Source organism: Proteus sp. G2669, from assembly GCF_009915245.1.
In the GTDB taxonomy this organism is placed as follows: Bacteria; Pseudomonadota; Gammaproteobacteria; order Enterobacterales; family Enterobacteriaceae; genus Proteus.
This window is the reverse complement of the sequence record NZ_JAABLX010000012.1, coordinates 153,485-172,215: the sequence shown is the minus strand read 5'-3', so window position 1 is coordinate 172,215 and position 18,731 is coordinate 153,485. Positions and strand designations below refer to the sequence as shown.

General features: G+C 40.6%; 14 protein-coding genes and 1 pseudogene. 10 read left to right on the top strand and 5 right to left on the bottom strand.

Going from position 1 to position 18,731, the window contains the following annotated elements:
• Positions 1-49: 49 nt before the first annotated feature.
• Positions 50-2,686: a phosphoenolpyruvate carboxylase gene (gene ppc, locus GWI68_RS02975; RefSeq protein WP_166539339.1), complete on the bottom strand. Its 2,637-nt coding sequence runs from the start codon at positions 2,684-2,686 to the stop codon at positions 50-52.
• Between the two features lie 653 nt (positions 2,687-3,339).
• Here ppc and GWI68_RS02970 point away from each other — a divergent pair.
• Positions 3,340-4,077: pseudogene (locus GWI68_RS02970) on the top strand (cyclase family protein).
• Positions 4,078-4,484: 407 nt separating this feature from the next.
• On the opposite strand, the gene GWI68_RS02965 reads toward GWI68_RS02970, so the two are convergent.
• Together GWI68_RS02965 and metB are read right to left on the bottom strand one after the other, a co-directional pair.
• Positions 4,485-6,923, bottom strand: coding sequence for a bifunctional aspartate kinase/homoserine dehydrogenase II (locus tag GWI68_RS02965; RefSeq protein WP_166539338.1), 2,439 nt, complete (start codon positions 6,921-6,923; stop codon positions 4,485-4,487).
• Between the two features lie 9 nt (positions 6,924-6,932).
• Positions 6,933-8,093 carry a cystathionine gamma-synthase gene (gene metB / locus GWI68_RS02960; protein WP_166539337.1) on the bottom strand — a complete coding sequence of 387 codons (1,161 nt, stop codon included), beginning with the start codon at positions 8,091-8,093 and terminating at the stop codon, positions 6,933-6,935.
• 282 nt (positions 8,094-8,375) lie between these two features.
• Between metB and metJ the strand changes: the two genes are divergently transcribed.
• Positions 8,376-8,693 carry a met regulon transcriptional regulator MetJ gene (metJ, locus tag GWI68_RS02955; RefSeq protein ID WP_006534139.1) on the top strand — a complete coding sequence of 106 codons (318 nt, stop codon included), beginning with the start codon at positions 8,376-8,378 and terminating at the stop codon, positions 8,691-8,693.
• Between the two features lie 135 nt (positions 8,694-8,828).
• Here metJ and rpmE read toward each other — a convergent pair whose 3' ends face one another.
• Positions 8,829-9,041: a 50S ribosomal protein L31 gene (rpmE, locus tag GWI68_RS02950; protein ID WP_006534140.1), complete on the bottom strand. Its 213-nt coding sequence runs from the start codon at positions 9,039-9,041 to the stop codon at positions 8,829-8,831.
• A gap of 203 nt (positions 9,042-9,244) precedes the next feature.
• Here rpmE and priA point away from each other — a divergent pair, with 203 nt between their 5' ends.
• From priA to rraA, 7 genes are all read left to right on the top strand, one after another.
• Positions 9,245-11,446 carry a primosomal protein N' gene (gene priA / locus GWI68_RS02945; RefSeq protein ID WP_166539336.1) on the top strand — a complete coding sequence of 734 codons (2,202 nt, stop codon included), beginning with the start codon at positions 9,245-9,247 and terminating at the stop codon, positions 11,444-11,446.
• Positions 11,447-11,751: 305 nt separating this feature from the next.
• Positions 11,752-12,783, top strand: a complete 1,032-nt coding sequence (cytR, locus tag GWI68_RS02940) for a DNA-binding transcriptional regulator CytR (protein ID WP_036933288.1) — start codon at positions 11,752-11,754, stop codon at positions 12,781-12,783.
• Between the two features lie 70 nt (positions 12,784-12,853).
• Positions 12,854-13,651: a cell division protein FtsN gene (gene ftsN, locus GWI68_RS02935; RefSeq protein WP_109409912.1), complete on the top strand. Its 798-nt coding sequence runs from the start codon at positions 12,854-12,856 to the stop codon at positions 13,649-13,651.
• Positions 13,652-13,763: 112 nt separating this feature from the next.
• Complete coding sequence (gene hslV, locus GWI68_RS02930; RefSeq protein ID WP_006534149.1) at positions 13,764-14,294, top strand: ATP-dependent protease subunit HslV; 531 nt, start codon at positions 13,764-13,766, stop codon at positions 14,292-14,294.
• Positions 14,295-14,306: 12 nt separating this feature from the next.
• Complete coding sequence (gene hslU / locus GWI68_RS02925; protein ID WP_109409911.1) at positions 14,307-15,641, top strand: HslU--HslV peptidase ATPase subunit; 1,335 nt, start codon at positions 14,307-14,309, stop codon at positions 15,639-15,641.
• 97 nt (positions 15,642-15,738) lie between these two features.
• Positions 15,739-16,656: a 1,4-dihydroxy-2-naphthoate polyprenyltransferase gene (locus GWI68_RS02920; protein ID WP_109409910.1), complete on the top strand. Its 918-nt coding sequence runs from the start codon at positions 15,739-15,741 to the stop codon at positions 16,654-16,656.
• Between the two features lie 109 nt (positions 16,657-16,765).
• The gene (rraA, locus tag GWI68_RS02915; RefSeq protein ID WP_166539335.1) at positions 16,766-17,269 is read left to right on the top strand and encodes a ribonuclease E activity regulator RraA; all 504 of its coding nucleotides are present in this window, start codon (positions 16,766-16,768) and stop codon (positions 17,267-17,269) included.
• 103 nt (positions 17,270-17,372) lie between these two features.
• On the opposite strand, the gene zapB is transcribed toward rraA, so the two are convergent.
• On the bottom strand, positions 17,373-17,615 hold the full coding sequence (zapB, locus tag GWI68_RS02910; RefSeq protein ID WP_166539334.1) for a cell division protein ZapB: 243 nt from the start codon (positions 17,613-17,615) through the stop codon (positions 17,373-17,375).
• 293 nt (positions 17,616-17,908) lie between these two features.
• Here zapB and GWI68_RS02905 point away from each other — a divergent pair, with 293 nt between their 5' ends.
• The gene (locus GWI68_RS02905) at positions 17,909-18,724 is read left to right on the top strand and encodes an MIP/aquaporin family protein (protein ID WP_109409908.1); all 816 of its coding nucleotides are present in this window, start codon (positions 17,909-17,911) and stop codon (positions 18,722-18,724) included.
• The last annotated feature ends 7 nt before the right edge of the window (positions 18,725-18,731 follow it).

The following is an 18,731-nucleotide window of genomic DNA, read 5'->3' as shown; positions in this document are numbered from 1 at the left end:
AAAACAGCGCCTAATTGAGCGCTGTTTTTAATTTTTAACTCGTGAAGTACTAACCAGTATTTCGCATACCTGCCGCAATACCAGCGATTGTAACCATTAGCGCTTGTTCAATTCGAGGATCAGACTCGCTATGAGTACGAGAGCGTTGCAATAATTCAGCCTGAAGTACGTTTAATGGATCGGTATACACATTACGTAGTGCAATAGATTCCGCAACCCATGGTAAATCAGCCATTAAGTGCTCATCTTTTGAAATTGCCAAGACACTCTTTATATCATCGGAAAGTTGTTGGCGTAATTTCGCTCCTAATGGCCATAAACGCTCTTCAACTAAACGTTGATCATAATATTCCGCTAACCATAAATCCGCTTTGGCATACACCATTTCCAACATAGCAATACGTGTATTGAAGAACGGCCAGTTTTCACACATATCGTCTAATACCGCTTGTTTTCCGCTATCAATTTCATGCTGTAATGCAGCACCAGCACCTAGCCAAGCAGGTAACATTAAGCGATTTTGTGTCCATGCGAAGATCCACGGGATAGCACGCAAAGTTTCAACACCACCCGTTGGGCGACGTTTGGCAGGACGTGAACCAAGCGGTAATTTTCCTAATTCCCCTTCAGGGGTTGCCGCCCTAAAGTAAGGCACAAAATCTTCTTGTCCTCGAACATAGTCACGATACATTGCACAAGAAACATCAGACAATGAATCCATCACTTCAATCCAAGGAGCTTTAGGCTCTGGAGGTGGCAATAAATTTGCTTCTAAAATCGCGCCTGCATAGTGAGCAAGGCTGCTGATTGTCACTTGTGGCAAACCAAACTTAAAGCGGATCATTTCACCTTGCTCAGTTACACGTAGGCCACCTTTCAGGCTTCCCGGTGGTTGAGAAAGTAATGCCGCATGAGCTGGCGCACCGCCACGACCAATAGTACCACCCCGTCCATGGAATAACGTTAATGTCACGCCTGATTTTTCACAGAGTTTGATCAACGAATCTTGAGCTCGATATTGTGCCCATGACGCAGCCATCACACCGGCATCTTTTGCAGAGTCTGAATAGCCAATCATCACCATTTGCTTGTCATCAATTAAATCGCGGTACCATGGAATATCAAACAAACGCGTCATCACGCTTTCAGCGTTATTTAAGTCTTCAAGTGTTTCAAATAACGGCGCAACAGGTAAGCGAATATCCGCACCCGCTTCTTTTAATAAAAGTTTTACTGCTAATACATCAGAAGGCACTTTTGCCATTGAGATGACATAAGAAGCGATAGAATCTTTTGGTGATTGTGCAATAACACGGCAAGTCTCAAAGACTTCTTGTGTTGGGGCGCTAGGTTGCCAATTTGTAGGAATAAGCGGGCGCTTAGAGTTTAATTCTTCCAGTAAGAATGTTTGTTTTTGCTCTTCCGACCAAGCTGCATAATCCCCCAACTCTAAATATTGTGTTAATTCAGAGAGCGCTTCTGTGTGATTGGTACTTTCTTGACGAATATCCAGTTTAACCAGTTGTAAGCCAAAACAACGGATACGACGTAATGTATCTAATAGTTGCCCATTAGCAATAATACGCATACCGCACTGAGTCAGCGATTGATAACACGCATATAGCGGTTCCCAAAGCTCTGCATTATCAATTAATAACTCTTCAGGTGGCAGAGATTGTTGGCCTTTAATGCGTTGTTCTAAATAATCGCGGGTCACTTGTAAGCGAGTACGTAACTGTTTAGCAATTTCACGATAAGGCTCTGCAACTTCAGCACCACCCGCCAATTCACGTAGTTCAGGTGTACTTTCTGTCATCGAAAGTTCTGAAACAAGGACTTGGATATCATTTAAGAATAAATCAGCGGCTTTCCAACGGCTTAATAGTAAAGCGTGGCGTGTGATCTCAGCTGTCACATTTGGGTTACCATCACGATCTCCCCCCATCCATGATGTAAAACGAATAGGTGAGGCTTCTACAGGTAAGTTGTAGTCTATCGATTCTTTAAGTTGTTCATTAAATTCACGTAGGAAAGCGGGAACCCCTTCCCATAAGCTATTTTCAACAACAGCAAAACCCCATTTTGCTTCATCAATTGGCGTTGGACGAATTTTTCTAATTTCATCTGTGTGCCATGATTGAGCAACTAACTGGCGTAAGCGACGCATAATATTCGTGCGTTCATAATCGGCTAAATCATCATGATCGAGTTGAGATAAACAAGTATTAACTTCAACCAGCTTATGGATCAGTGTACGACGTGCAATTTCGGTTGGATGCGCCGTTAATACCAGCTCAATAGAGATTTGTTCTACGGCTTCTTTTAATTGTGCATCCGTAAAATTCTTATCTTTCAGTCGAGAGATTAATTTTGCCAATGCCACCGGATTACTCGCAGCTTCACCATGAGGTGAAATGCTATGGTATTGTTCGGCTACATTCGTCAGGTTCAAGAATTGATTGAATGCTCTAGCAACAGGTAATAATTCATCATTAGAGAGATTCTGTAACGTGAGTAGCAGCTTTTGTCGCTGCACTTCATTACCTGCTCGTGATGATTTAGATAGTTTTCGAATAGATTCAACCTTATCTAAAATTTCTTCACCAAGTGCTTCTTTTATCGTATCTCCAAGTAGCTTGCCAAGCATACTGACATTGCTACGCATAGCAGAATATTGTTGATTCATGAGACTCCTGACCTTGTCTTTGTGGCGGTAACAACATGCATCTTCCTATCAGAAAAGTCATGTCCTCCCAGTTGTGTAATTAACTTTCATTTCTAATGTGACTTTATTTTGATTTTTGTGATAAGCCACACTGCTTTTTTTACTTAGCCTACTATTCATATCAGAAAATAATCGTTTTGGGGGATTTTTCTGAAATTTAATTACGACTTTAGTCTTATAAGAATGGCTAATATTCGTGTTGTTTTAGCTCAATTTTGCCAAGAATAAGGACATTTTTTCGTTTCTTATCCACTAAGAAGAGTTTTTTACTAGAAAGGAGGGAATACGTGAAAATTTATCTGGCGAAAAATTTAGATGATTTTTTTTAATATTGATAATTTGTCTGGTCTATTTTTACTTTTTAGCCTACTTCTCTGATGTGTTATAACCAATAGCGCTATCTCATACCTTATTTTTCTTATCTTTTTTTACTCACTCTGTCAGATTAAGATTTTTATTATCAAACAGGTTTAACGCTTTATTTTGTTTTTTCTTTACATTTATTATCACTCAAACAAACCCAATTTTGTTTAAAAAATCAAATTCAACATCCATAACATTAAAAATGCTCAAATCGCACTATTACTATTTTGGTTATCAGACAGGGGAAGCCAATGAAAAATGAATTAATTAATGCACTTTCTATTATTAAATCTAAAAAATGGGTCGATTTAACACACAGTTTTGATAAAGATTCGCCTCACTTTTTTATGTTTGATCCCGCGCAGTTTAAAACCCTTTTTGATTATCAAGATGGCTTTTTTGCACAGTAATTTACATTTCCAGGTCAATACGGTACGCATATTGATGCACCTTGCCATTTTGTTCCTAATACTCGCTATCTGCATGAATTAGAACTGAAAGAATTGGTACTCCCATTGATTGTTATTGACCAATCAGAGCGTGCAAAAATTGACGCTAATTTCTCATTTTCAAAAAATGATATTCTTGAATTTGAAAAACAGCACGGTGAAATTGAAGCGGGTACTTTTGTCGCATTACGTACTGATTGGAGCAAGCGCTGGCCTTCACAAGAGGCGATGGATAACAAAGATGCTGAAGGAAAAAATCAAATTCCGGGTTGGGGGATTGATGCTCTCAAATTCTTATTTGAAGAACGAAAAATAAAAGCCATTGGTCATGAAACATTTGATACAGATCCAGCAAAAGAATTCCATAAAAACAATGCGTTATTAGGTGAGTATTACGTATTGGAACAGGATACTTATCAAATTGAATTAATGACTAATTTAGATCAACTTCCCACTCGTGGGGCTGTTATTTTTAACATTGTAGCCAAACCCAATAATGCTAGTGGTTTCCCTGTACGTTCTTTTGCTATCTTGCCTTAAAAACGAATAAAGCGCTGAAAATTCAGCGCTTTAAATTAAGAATAACGAATTGTTCTTTCAGTAAATTAAATTGTCTGTTGTAAAACACGTGGTAAATCGAATTGTACTCTTAATAACGTTCAAATACGTTGTAACTGTACTTCAACTTCCACTCAAGACGCTTAAATTTCACATCATGAGCTACTGACAATAGTTCTCTTTAGCTTGATGGTTCACCTCCGTCATTTCATTTCTTAGTGGGACAATCTGTCTTACTACTTTTGACATCAATCGCTCCTTTGTGACTAGAGATGCTTCAAGTATAGCCAAAGAATTTAAAAAAATTGAGTGATATGACACAAAAATGATAAAAAGTTATCAGCATAAAATAACCTACTGATAACCTTTATAAAAAAGAAATAATTAAATTATAGTAATTGAGAAAGACGGTTTAAATCTGATTGAATTGCGCCAGCGGTCACATCTCTTCCTGCTCCCGGCCCTCTTATGACCAGTGGATTATCACGATACCAACGACTTTCAATCGCAAACAAATTATCTCCGGGTAACAATGAGGCCAGTGGATGATCTTTTCTCACTGCTTCCACACCCACTTTGGCTTTTCCATTGGCATCAAAACGCGCGATATACCGCAATACCATATCCATTTCATTTGCTGCTGCTAATCGCTGTGCCATCTGCTCATTGATCAACGCACTGTTATCAAATAATTCTTCTAGAGAACCCGTCTCAGCTTGTACAGGCACTAAAGATTCAACTCGTACTTGCTCTGGCTCGATGTCATAACCTGCTTCACGAGCAAGAATAACCAACTTACGCATGACATCTTGTCCTGATAAATCAATTCGCGGATCTGGCTCTGTTAACCCTTGTTGCCATGCTTGTTCTACCAATTCACTAAACGGCACAGAGCCATCAAATTGTAAGAATAACCACGATAATGTACCTGAGAAAATACCACTAATTGATAAAATGGAATCGCCACTTTCACGTAAATCGCGCACTGTATGGTTAATCGGTAAACCAGCGCCTACAGTGGCATTATATAACCAGTGACGACCAGTTTTAGAGAAAGCGTCTCGTGTGGTGCGATAGCGCAAACTTGATGCAGAGCCTGCAATTTTATTAGCGCTAATAACATGAAAACCATAGCTGGCAAAATCTTCATAAGATGCAGCAAGGGACTCATTCGCCGTAATATCAACAACCACTAAATCATCATAAGGGTGTGCTCTCATCCAAAGATAAAGTGATTCTTCAGTATGTTCTGTGGCTTCTTCATCAAAAAAAGCCAAGGCACGACTAGGATCAATGCCTTGATAATCAAGTAAACTACGACGACTATCAACGACACCCGCAAGAATAAATTCAAAATCACTGCGTGCGGATAACGGCTCTTGTTCACGAGCAAAAAGCTCTAACCAACGAGAACCAATATTTCCTTTACCAAACAGCACTAAGCCAATTTGTTTTTCAGCTCTAAATAATGTTTGGTGTAAACCTTGTAATAGATGCTCAGTATAATTGCGCAATACAGCGACTAAACTGATGTTATCTTCAGCATGCCAAATAAATTCAACTGGTTGATCTTTAAGTTGCTGATAAAAACGATGGCAATGCAGTGGATTTTTACACACACCTGCACCAACTAACGCCACTAAAGAGAACCCTTCACGCAAATGTAATTTACCCGGCAAAACTGCGTCTTGTAATACATCTAAAGCACTGTTAGCCACTTCACTGGTATAACAAAGTTGTAAAAGTTGGCTGTCTTTATCCACGCCAGTTGCTAAAGGACGAATTTGCGCACGCTTAAGTAATTCATCAACTTCTTTTGCTACTTGCTCAAAGTTTTGATGGGATGAGAGTTGTAGCTCAATTAAACAAACATCGTCGTGGCTTGTGACTATCTTCGCACCAGTTCCTGATGCTAAGACACGCTCTATGCGTGTAGAACCCTGCTCTGGTTGATAACTACAACGAAGTTGCAAATCAATGTTACTACCTGATACGGGTTGCAATGTACGTGTATGTAAAACTGGGGCGGCTAAACGCGCCAATTCACTGGCTTCATCTAAACGTAATAGAGGTAATAAGCAAGCATCTTTAACTTTACGTGGATCAGCGCTATATACCCCCGCAACATCACTCCAAATTGTCACTTTTCCGACATCAGCTAACGCACCGACTTGCGTCGCTGAATAGTCACTGCCATTACGCCCCAATAAAACCGTTTCACCTTGTTGGTTACGACTAATAAAACCAGTGACTACAAAACGGCTTTCAGAATGCTTGGCTAATAGTGATTGCAATAATGGCCGAGATAACGTTTCGTTCACTTGAGGCTGTGCGGCTCTTTCAGCACACAAAAATTCACGGGCGTCTAACCAAACACTCGGTAAACCTTGTTCAGTCAGTAATTTTGCCATTAATTTCGCAGACCAAATTTCACCATGACCGACAACTTCGGCATAAGTCGCATCTGTAATAGGTTTATCAAGCAAATAACTCAAACGTTCGAGATCAGCAATAAAGGCTTGAGAGAGAAGTTCCGCATTCTCTTTTGAAAGAAGTCCTTCAATTAATGATAATTGGTAACGTCGTAATGTTTGCTGAACCTGATGCGCTGAAATGCGATCACTTTGACTCAGTTTGAGCCAGCTAATTAGCTGATTAGTTGTTGATCCTGCTGCTGAAACCACCATAAGATCATTAGGTTGGCTATAGTTTGTCATTATATTCACGACACGTTGATAACATTTTATATCTGCAAGACTGCTACCACCGAATTTATGTAACTGGCGGCAAATCGGTTCCGCCTGTTGTTTAATTGCCACTACGCTCATGATCCATGGTTACCTTTTAGTTGCTGCATCAAACGCACTTTGCAAATCGTTAATTAAATCCTGACTATCTTCAATACCTACAGAGATCCGAAGCAATGAGGGACTGATCCCCGCTATTTTTTTCGCCTCATCTGACATACCTGCATGTGTCATCGTGGCAGGGTGACAAATTAAGGTTTCTACCCCACCTAAAGATTCTGCCAGTGTAAAGAGTGTTAATTGAGATAAAAAGAGTTTAATCACCGCCAATCCTCCTTTTAACTCAAAACTTAACATCGCACCGAAACCTTGCTGCTGTTTTTTTGCTATTTGATGGCCTGCATGATTTTCCAGTGCGGGGTAATATATTTTCTCGACTAAAGGTTGTGTCTGTAAAAAGGCCACTAATGCCTGTGCATTTTCTTGTTGAAGTCGAATTCGTGGCACGAGGGTTCTTATACCTCGTAATAATAAATAGCTATCAAACGCGCCAGATGTCACACCGATATTATTTGCCCACCAGCTTAACTCCTCAAGTAATTTCTGACTCTGACAGATAACAACACCTGCCACAATATCAGAATGCCCATTAAGATATTTTGTACAGGAATGCACAACGATATCTGCGCCTAATGTTAGCGGCTTTTGCAAAACAGGGCTCATAAAGGTGTTATCCGCCACCACTAAAGCCCCTTGTTGATGAGCCAACTCACTGATCTTTCGAATATCCGTTATTCTCAGTAATGGGTTGCTAGGTGTCTCAATAAAAACAATTTTAGGCTTGTGAGCCAAAGCTTGTTGTAATGCAACATCATCATTTTGATCAACAAAAATGACACGATAAGCTCCACGTTCTTGTTGACTATTAAACAGGCGATAACTCCCCCCATAACAGTCATGAGGTGCAACAATGACATCACCTGGTTTAAGAAAAACTGTGCAAATTAAATGAATAGCTGACATTCCACTACTTGTGACAACTGCGCCTACGCCACCTTCTAGTTCTGCTAATGCTTTTTGCACCATATCGCGTGTTGGATTACCTCGGCGAGAATAATCATGGTCACGAGGTTGATTAAATTCTAAAAAATTATAGGTACTAGAAAGATAGATAGGCGGTACTACACAACCAAATTGTGAGTCTTCATTTAGCCCATTATGGATAGCAATTGTTGCTGTTTTCTTCGTCATACAGGCACCTTGTCACAGCGATAAGTGGGAAAGTCGACAACAGCATATCCAATTAGACACCAAGACGTCAATACATCTAGACATCTAAACTCCTTTACGGATAGATTAAGTAATGAAATAATAGCCAAATTAAGGATATCACCAGTGACTATTACTTTTTCTCTCACCTTCAGTCAGAACAGTCGGTGGTTTTAGAAAAGTCATGATAAACTGGTATCGCCCATCAGAATGAGGGTTAACCCTATTCTGACTTCAACTAAATGATATTAATAAAGGTAATCCATGGCTGAATGGAACGGTGAATATATCAGCCCTTACGCTGAGCATGGCAAAAAGAGTGAGCAAGTTAAGAAAATCACGGTTTCAATTCCGTTGAAAGTGTTGAAAATTTTAACCGATGAACGCACTCGCCGTCAGGTTAATAACCTAAAACATGCAACCAATAGTGAATTATTGTGTGAAGCATTTTTGCACGCATTTACCGGACAGCCTCTCCCAAATGATGAAGACTTACGTAAAGAACGTAACGATGAAATCCCTGAAGAGGCAAAAGAAATAATGCGCCAGCGCGGGGTTGATCCCGATACTTGGGAGTATTAATCAGCGTCGATTTATTGACTTATTGCTTGATTAACACGAACAAAAAAGCCCAAAGCAAAAACTTTGGGCTTTTTTTCAATTCCAAACTGTCCGCAAGATATTAGGCTTTGCTGATATCTTGTGACAACAAATATCTTATTTGCTGCCTGGGATTTTGAAGCGTTTGTTGAACAGATCAACACGACCACCGGTTGCAACATCACGTTGTTTACCAGTATAGAATGGGTGGCATTTGTCACAAACGTCCAGATTCAGGTTATGACCTGCAGTGGAGTTGATTTTCATAACGTTACCGCAAGAACAAGATGCAGTAATTTCTTCGTATTTAGGATGGATATCTTTTTGCATGGAAAACCTCTACTAAGGCCGTGTCGCCATTCAGCCCACAGCCGAACACCACACGTCGTGTTGATTGAAATTAAGTGTTTGGTAATTTATCTACCAAAGGGGGCGGATCATACAGAATATCCACTAAACGCGCAATGAAATCTGCACACTTTTTGTGATATTCTTAACGTCATCTTTTCGCTAAAACTCTCGGAAACCCTGATATGACTATAGTTCAGGTAATTTTACCTGTACCACTGTTCTCCTCTTTTGATTATCTGTTACCAGAAGGGATCGATGCGCCTGTTGTAGGTAGCCGGGTGATCGTGCCTTTTGGTAATAAACGCCGCTCTCTTGGTATTGTCAAAGGACTCAGTACACACAGTGAGTTTCCTATCGAAAAGCTAAAGCCTATTGATGAGATCCTTGATAGTGAAACACTCTTTCCAGGTGTTTTATGGGATATGTTAAATTGGGCATCGGCTTATTATCACTATCCTTTAGGGGAAGTGCTTTTTCATGCCATGCCTATTTTATTACGACAAGGTAAACCCGCTGAATTTACTCCATTATGGCAATGGTATGCCACAGAAGAGGGAGCTAATCTCGACCTTAACAGTTTAAAAGGGGCGAAAAAACAACAACAGGCCTTAGCTGCGCTTCGCCGTACACCTTTATATCGCCATCAGCTTGATGAATTCGATATCACCACTGCAACACTCAATAACCTAAAAAAGAAAGAGTTTGCAGACTTACGCCCAATACAACCCGCCCCCATACATTGGCACAATGACTTTTCAGTGCAAGGTGAACGCTTTAAATTAAATACGGAACAAGCTATAGCGGTTGGTGCCATTACAGCTCAAGCTGATCAATTCTCACCTTGGTTGTTATTAGGGATCACCGGTTCAGGCAAAACAGAAGTTTACTTAAGTGTATTAGAAAAAATTCTCGCACAAGGTAAACAAGCACTAGTACTGGTACCTGAAATTGGCTTAACACCTCAAACAATTCGTCGTTTTAAGGCTCGCTTTAATGCCCCAGTGGATGTTTTGCATTCCGGATTAAATGATACTGAGCGCTTAGCCGTTTGGTTACGAGCCAAACGTGGTGATAATGCGATTATTATTGGCACGCGTTCAGCACTTCTTACCCCTTTTCAACATCTTGGTATTATTATTATCGATGAAGAGCACGACAGCTCTTATAAACAACAAGATGGCTGGCGTTACCATGCTCGGGATTTAGCGGTATTCCGTGCAAAACAAGAAAATATTCCTATCGTGATGGGAACAGCAACGCCATCAATTGAAACCAGTTTTAATGTTGAACAGAAAAAATATCAGCAATTAACACTCACCCAACGAGCAGGCAATGCGAAGCCCGCAACCGAACACTTAATTGATTTAAAAGGGCAACCACTCACAACAGGGCTGTCTCCTATTCTTATTAAAGCGATAAAAGAGCATCTAAATGCAGGAAACCAAGCCATGCTCTTTTTAAATCGTCGTGGATTTTCACCCGCATTGTTATGCCATGAGTGTGGATGGATAGCAGAATGCCCTCGCTGTGATCACTATTACACGCTACATCAAAAGCATGGCATGTTGCGTTGCCATCAATGTGATAGTCAACGACGAATTCCAGCGCAATGCCCACAATGCGGTTCAACGAATTTAATGCCTGTAGGGTTGGGAACAGAGCAACTTGAACAAGGGATTGGTGAGTTATTTCCTGATACGCCTGTAACACGAATTGATAAAGATACCACCAGCCGTAAAGGGGCTTTAGAGCAACAACTTGATGATATTTACCAAGGTGGCTCTCGCATTCTTATTGGTACACAAATGCTAGCCAAAGGGCATCATTTTCCCGATGTGACTTTAGTGGCTTTACTGGATGTTGATGGCGCTCTGTTCTCCAGTGATTTCCGTGCAGCCGAACGCTTTGCCCAGCTTTATACACAAGTATCAGGCCGTGCAGGCCGAGCAGGTAAGCAAGGCGCGGTATATTTACAAACTCACCAACCTGACCACCCTCTTTTATTAACGCTATTAGAAAAAGGCTATGATGCTTTTACCAAAGAAGCCTTACAAGAGCGACAAGCCACCTTCTTACCGCCTTACTCCAGCCATATAATGATCCGTTCAGAAGATCATAATAACCAACGTGCACCTCAATTTTTACGGCAACTCAAACAGTTTTTTGAACAACATCCAATGCGAGATCCCCATTTATGGGTTATGGGGCCGGTTCCTGCTATTCAAGCTAAACGTGGAGGGAACTATCGTTGGCAATTATTGCTACAACATCCTTCGCGGGGTTATTTACAAAAACTAATGTCCGTCACTTATCCTCAAATTGTGGCTTTACCTGAGAGTAAGAAAGTGAAATGGAATATTGATGTTGACCCAACAGATTGTTAATCGTCTTTTTATGTCTATTTGAATATATTTCAGTCAAATTTATGTTGAGAATAAAATTCTGATTAAATACTAGTTACAGTCCAAGACTATTTATCAATTTTGCGAACTAACTCATAAAAACGATTGGTATCACACTTTTTATGCAAACTAGGTAACAGTATCTATTTAAAAAGCGGGTAGAATAACAATTTAGAATATTTCTCGAATTAAAACCGTCGATAAAATCTTTTTTTGAGCACCGGCGGTTTTTTTGCAAATAAAAAAGCAATCGTTTAACTAAACCATCCAAAAGGGAGGTATGGGGTTTGCAACAGAATAATAAAGATAATACGCAAGCAACAATGAAAGATGTTGCCCTTGCAGCCGGCGTGTCCACAGCAACCGTGTCACGTACTTTAATGAATCCGGAAAAAGTATCCTCACAAACCCGTCAGAAAGTTGAACAGGCTGTTCTTGACGTGGGCTATTACCCACATAACCTGTCAAAAAATCTTAAGCGCAATGAGTCAAAAACGATCCTTGTGATCGTCCCTAACATCAGTGATCCTTTTTTTACTGATGTTGTGTGTGGCATTGAAGAAACTGCGGCACAACATGGTTATCTCGTTCTTATTGGTGATTGTAAACATCAGCAAAAACACGAAAATGCATTTATTAACCTCATTATCACCAAACAAATTGATGGTATGTTACTGCTTGGTTCACACATTCCTTTTGATGTTTCCAAAGAAGAGCAGAAAAACCTACCTCCAATGATCATGGCAAATGAGTTTGCACCTGAACTTGAGCTACCTACTGTTCATATTGATAATCTCACTGCCTCTTTTAGAGCAACACACTATTTACAGCAAATGGGTCATAAGCGTATTGCTTGTATTACAGGCCCAGAAGATATGCCTTTATGTCGTTATCGCTTACAAGGTTATATTCAAGCTATGCGTAGAACAGGTGTTCCTTTACGTGAAGACTATATTATTCGTGGTGATTTTACCCATGAAAGCGGTGCAGAAAGTCTGAAAAAACTGATTTCTTTACCTGAACCACCGACTGCCGTGTTCTGCCATAGTGATATTATGGCGATTGGCGTTATGTGGCAGGCGAAAAAATTAGGGTTAGAACTCCCAAAAGATCTTTCTGTTATTGGTTTTGATAATCTTGATATCACACGTTACAGCGAACCCGCACTAACAACGATGGAACAACCCCGTTATGAAATTGGACGTCAATCTATGTTGTTATTGCTTGATCAATTACAAGGTAGACCTGTCGCACCGGGTTCTCGTTTATTAGATTGTGAGCTAATTATAAGAGATAGTGTCTGTCAGCTTAAAAGCTAGGCAAAACACACTATGTTAAGTAACATATCGTTCGTGATACCTATTCCTTTAATTATCAGCGAATCGAACTGTGGCACAACGAGACTATGTGGGACGAGGGCAGACATCTGCTCGTCGTAAAAAAACAACGAAAAGTAAAAGTAAAAAGGCTGCTAAAGGGCTGCCTTTAACAACACTTATCGCGGCAATCGCAATTGTGGCGCTGTTTATCGGCGGCCTCTATTTTATTACGCATAATAAAAAAGAAGTCGTAGAAACAGCACCAGCAATCACTGGGCAGCATCCAGCAAATAGTTTACCGCCTAAACCGCAAGAGCGTTGGCAGTACATTAAAGAACTGGAAAATCGTCAGGTGGGTACACCTTTATTGCCCGAATCTCCCTCTTCAGGTAGCCAGATTAATCCGAAAGCAACACTTTCACCTGAACAGCTGAGATTTTTACAACAAATTGAAGCAGATAAACGTCAACCTGCTGTTCAGTTACCCGAAGTCCCTTACAATGGGGAAGTTCCACGCTCGCAAGTGATAGTAACACCACCAGCAACACCCCAGCCTTCTGTTGTTCAACAACCAACACAGACTCAACCAGAGCAAGCACCTGCACCGGCTGTTGTTACACCGCCTAAACCTGCTGTTACTGAAGCAAACTTTTTAGTGCAATGTGGCTCATTTAAAAATACAGAGCAAGCCGAATCAGTAAGAGCAACTTTGGCTTTTTCTGGTGTTGAAAGCCGAGTAACAAAAGGCAATGATGGCTGGATACGCGTATTATCAGGCCCTTACAGTAAAGAACAAGCCAATTCAGTAAGTAGACAAGCCGCCGGTGCTGGCGTATCCGGTTGTATTCTTCGCTCTTCTGGGGGTTGAAAAATAAATTTTCTCCCCCACCTATAATTCTAATTCACATAACGGGCAGTGCTGTATTTCAAATATAAGCACTTCCCGTCTCATTTTTATTGATTAAACCAGGGGCTGACTCATGACTACAATCGTAAGTGTTCGCCGTAAGGGCCAAGTTGTAATCGGTGGTGATGGACAGGCGACGATGGGTAATACCGTCATGAAAGGCAATGTTCGCAAAGTACGCCGTCTTTATAACGACAAAGTCATTGCGGGATTTGCTGGCGGCACTGCTGATGCTTTTACTCTTTTTGAACTGTTTGAACGCAAATTAGAACTTCACCAAGGGCATTTAACCAAAGCTGCGGTAGAGCTAGCAAAAGATTGGCGTACAGACAGAATGCTGCGCAAATTAGAAGCACTACTTGCTGTTGCAGATGAAAACACATCACTTATCATCACAGGTAATGGTGATGTTGTTCAACCAGAAAACGATTTAATTGCAATCGGTTCTGGTGGCCCTTATGCACAAGCAGCGGCAAGAGCCATGCTAGAAAATACTGAGCTTTCTGCACGCGAGATCGCTGAAAAAGCGCTGAGCATCGCTGGAGATATCTGTATTTACACTAACCATAATGTCAACTTTGAAGAACTCTCTTCAAAAGAGTAAGGATTTGAGAGCATGTCTGAAATGACTCCTCGCGAAATAGCCAGCGAACTTGATAGATTTATTATTGGTCAAGATAAAGCGAAACGTGCTGTGGCAATTGCCCTACGTAACCGCTGGCGTCGCATGCAGCTCGACGAAGCGCTGCGCCATGAAGTAACACCTAAAAATATTCTGATGATTGGCCCTACTGGTGTGGGTAAAACTGAAATTGCACGTCGTTTAGCAAAATTAGCCAATGCACCTTTCATCAAAGTAGAAGCAACTAAATTCACAGAAGTGGGTTATGTAGGTAAAGAAGTTGATTCTATTATCCGTGACTTAACCGACTCTGCGGTCAAAATGGTGCGTAGCCAAGCGATTGATAAAAATCGTTTCCGTGCTGAGGAAATGGCTGAGGAACGCATTCTTGATGCACTTATTCCACCTGCAAAAAATAACTGGGGTGTCACAGAGCAAACCTCTGAACCTTCGGCCGCTCGTCAATCTTTCCGTAAAAAATTACGTGAAGGTCAATTAGACGATAAAGAGATTGAAATTGAATTATCTGCAACACCAATGGGTGTTGAAATCATGGCTCCTCCAGGAATGGAAGAGATGACAAATCAATTACAATCTATGTTCCAAAATTTAGCAGGGCAAAAACAAAAAGCGCGTAAGATGAAAATCAAAGATGCGTTTAAGCTGATTGTTGAAGAAGAAGCCGCTAAATTAGTTAATCCTGAAGAGCTTAAACAACAAGCTATTGATGCAGTAGAACAACACGGTATTGTCTTTATTGATGAAGTAGACAAAATCTGTAAACGTGGCGGTCAAAGTTCTGGCCCTGACGTTTCTCGTGAAGGTGTACAACGTGACCTCTTACCACTGGTTGAAGGTTGTACAGTTTCAACAAAACACGGTATGGTAAAAACAGACCATATTCTGTTTATTGCGTCAGGTGCTTTCCAAGTTTCCAGTCCTTCTGATTTAATTCCTGAGTTGCAAGGACGTCTGCCAATTCGCGTTGAACTTCAAGCGCTGACAGCAGAAGATTTTGAGCGTATTCTTACAGAGCCTAATGCATCGTTAACAAAACAGTATGAAGCTTTAATGGCAACCGAAGGGGTTTCTATTAGCTTTACTGAAGACGGTATTCGCAAAATTGCTGAATCAGCGTGGCGTGTAAATGAAACGACCGAAAATATCGGTGCTCGTCGTTTACATACTGTTTTAGAACGTTTAATGGAAGAAATTTCCTACGATGCAAGCGAACGACAAGGTCAATCTATATTGATTGATGCAGAATATGTGAAACAGCATCTGGATGAGCTTGTAGCAGATGAAGATCTGAGTCGATTTATTTTATAATCAACTTGTGCGATCCTTATCAGCAATATTTACGTGGGAGGCTTGCCTCCCATTCTTATTTTTATAATAACAACGAACATGAGTATCGAATTTCAGCATGAGCTCTCTAAATTCCACTAGCCGGACTCAAGCCTGGCTTGAAAGTTTACGACCCAAAACACTGCCTTTAGGGTTAATTGCCATTGTGACTGGCTCCGCATTAGCGTATTGGATGGGGCATTTTGAGCTACCTATTGCACTGCTTGCTATTTTGACAGCTGGCACATTACAAATTCTATCAAACCTTGCTAATGACTACGGTGATGCTGTAAAAGGTACCGATACAGAAGAGCGTTTAGGGCCACTTCGTGGAATGCAAAAAGGCGTAATAACGCCAGCTCAAATGAAAAAAGCCTTAATATTAAATGTCATCATCTCTTGTATTTCAGGTATTGCACTGATTATTGTTGCATGTAAAAAACCTGAAGATGCCATTGGCTTTTTAGTGATGGGATTACTCGCTATTGTCGCAGCCATTACCTATACCGTAGGCCGACGCCCTTATGGCTATATGGGATTAGGTGATATTTCTGTCTTAATATTCTTTGGTTGGTTAAGCGTAATCGGAACTTATTACTTACAATCTAACACCTTCGATATTGTCACCCTACTTCCGGCCACGGCCTGTGGTTTACTGTCTGTCGCCGTTCTAAACATTAATAATATGCGCGATTTAGAAAGTGATATTCAAGCGGGCAAGAATACATTAGCCGTTCGCTTAGGCCCTGCTGGCTCACGAACTTACCATACGTGTGTCATTTTTCTCTCTATTGCTTGCTTAATTATCTTCACGCTTCTGTATATGCACCGCTGGACAGCATGGCTATTCTTACTCGCAACACCGATGCTTTTATTGCATATTAAACGTGTTAATGCCGATCATTCAGGTGAAGCAATGCGCCCTTTACTTGAACATATGGTAAAAGCAGCACTACTCACTAACGTACTCTTCTCTTTAGGTTTAGTTTTAGAATAATTTAGCTCGATTGTTGATTTGACTCACTGAATTTTCAGTGAGTCTTTTGCCAACTACCCCCGTTAAGGGATATACTGGCTTTTCCTGTGGCAACCTGACGTAATCTCCTATGAAATATGATACTTCTGAACTCTGTGATATCTATCAAGAAGATATCAATGTCGTAGAACCGCTTTTCTCAAACTTTGGTGGTCAAAGTGCCTTTAGTGGGCAAATCATCACCGTGAAATGTTTTGAAGATAATGGCCTGCTTTATGACTTACTAGAAGAAAATGGCAAAGGCCGTATTCTTTTAGTTGATGGCGGTGGCTCTGTACGCAAAGCCTTAATTGATGCTGAATTGGCACAACTTGCCGTATCGAATGAATGGGAAGGCATTGTCGTTTATGGCGCAGTACGTCAAGTTGATACATTGTCAGAACTTGATTTAGGTATTCAAGCCATGGCTGCGATACCAGCGGGTTGCCCGAGTGAAGGTATTGGTGAAAGTGATATCCGCGTCAACTTTGGCGGTGTTACGTTCTTCTCTGGTGATTATCTTTATGCCGATAATACCGGGATCATCTTATCAGAAGAGCCTTTGGGCTTAGATGAAGATTTAATAGAAGAATAATTTTACTTTTATCTGCTTTCTTATGATTTAAGACACAAAAGCCACCGTCTGGTGGCTTTTGTTTTTAGGCTTTAGAGACAAAATAAAGACAATTTAAAGACAATTACTGTACGTCTTCCATTTTGCCTAACAGCGCGCGTAAACGCTCTTGCCAGCTTGATTGCTCTTGTTTTAGCTCTTCGTTTTCACGAACAAGGGCTTCGTGTGATCCTTTCGCTTCTTGAACTTCTTGGTTCAGCGCATCATTTTTTTCTTTTAACTCTTCAATTTCCATCTGTAATAACGTGATGGTATCAATAGCTTGTTGTACTTTTGATTCTAACTTTTCGAAAACTTCAAATGACATACTGTAATCCCCCATATAATCGATACTTCCGATTGTAAGTAGCCTATCAACAACTGTCTAGCATCTTCCGTGGAATTACATTCTTTTTTCAATTTATCAAAAACACTGGTCAGATCACATTACAAATGTCGATCAAGTCACTAATTAAGAGCGTTTTCACTCATTTTCTTGATGAGACACACAAATTTCAATTTCGCTTATTCTCGTTTACGCTCATTAACGATAAATTCACAGTTATCTTTTCAATTCGAAAAGAATACTAACAATAAATAACCTCTTTCAGGATAGAATATATGAGCCAGACGAAAACCTCTCTTATGGGTCAATGCATTTCTGAATTTATCGGAACTGCGTTGCTAGTCTTCTTCGGCCTTGGTTGTGTTGCTGCAGTACGTATTGCAGGAGCAGAGCTAGGACTATGGGAGATAAGTATTATCTGGGGGCTGGGTGTTGCCTTAGCCGTTTATCTTACCGCGGGCACATCTGGTGCTCACTTGAACCCGGCAGTTACCGTTGCGTTTTGGTTATTCGCTTGCTTTGAACGCAGAAAAGTTATCCCTTATATTATTGCACAAATGTTAGGTGGCTTCTTTGCCGCAGCCATTGTGTACTTTATGTACTACAGTGTTTTTCTCGACTACGAACAAGTTAATGGCATTGTCAGAGGCTCACAAGAAAGTCTCTTCACTGCCGGTGTATTCTCTACTTATCCCGCAGCTCAAATTTCCGTTGCACATGCTTTTGTTGTCGAAGTTATTATTGCCGTTATCCTTGTTGGCTTAATTTTAGCCTTAACTGATGATGGTAACGGTGTACCTAAAGGCCCATTAGCGCCTTTACTGATTGGTATCTTAATTGCCGTTATCGGTGGTGCATTTGGTCCACTAACAGGATTCGCCTTAAACCCTGCCCGTGACTTTGGTCCAAAACTGGTTGCGTACTTTGCTGGCTGGGGTGATATTGCACTGACTGGTGGACGTGATATTCCTTATTTCTTAGTTCCAATGATTGCTCCATTTATCGGTGGTATCTTGGGTGCATTGGCTTACCGTAAATTAATTGGCCGTCACTTACCTTGCGATACCTGCAAAATTGAAGACGATAAATAATACTTAG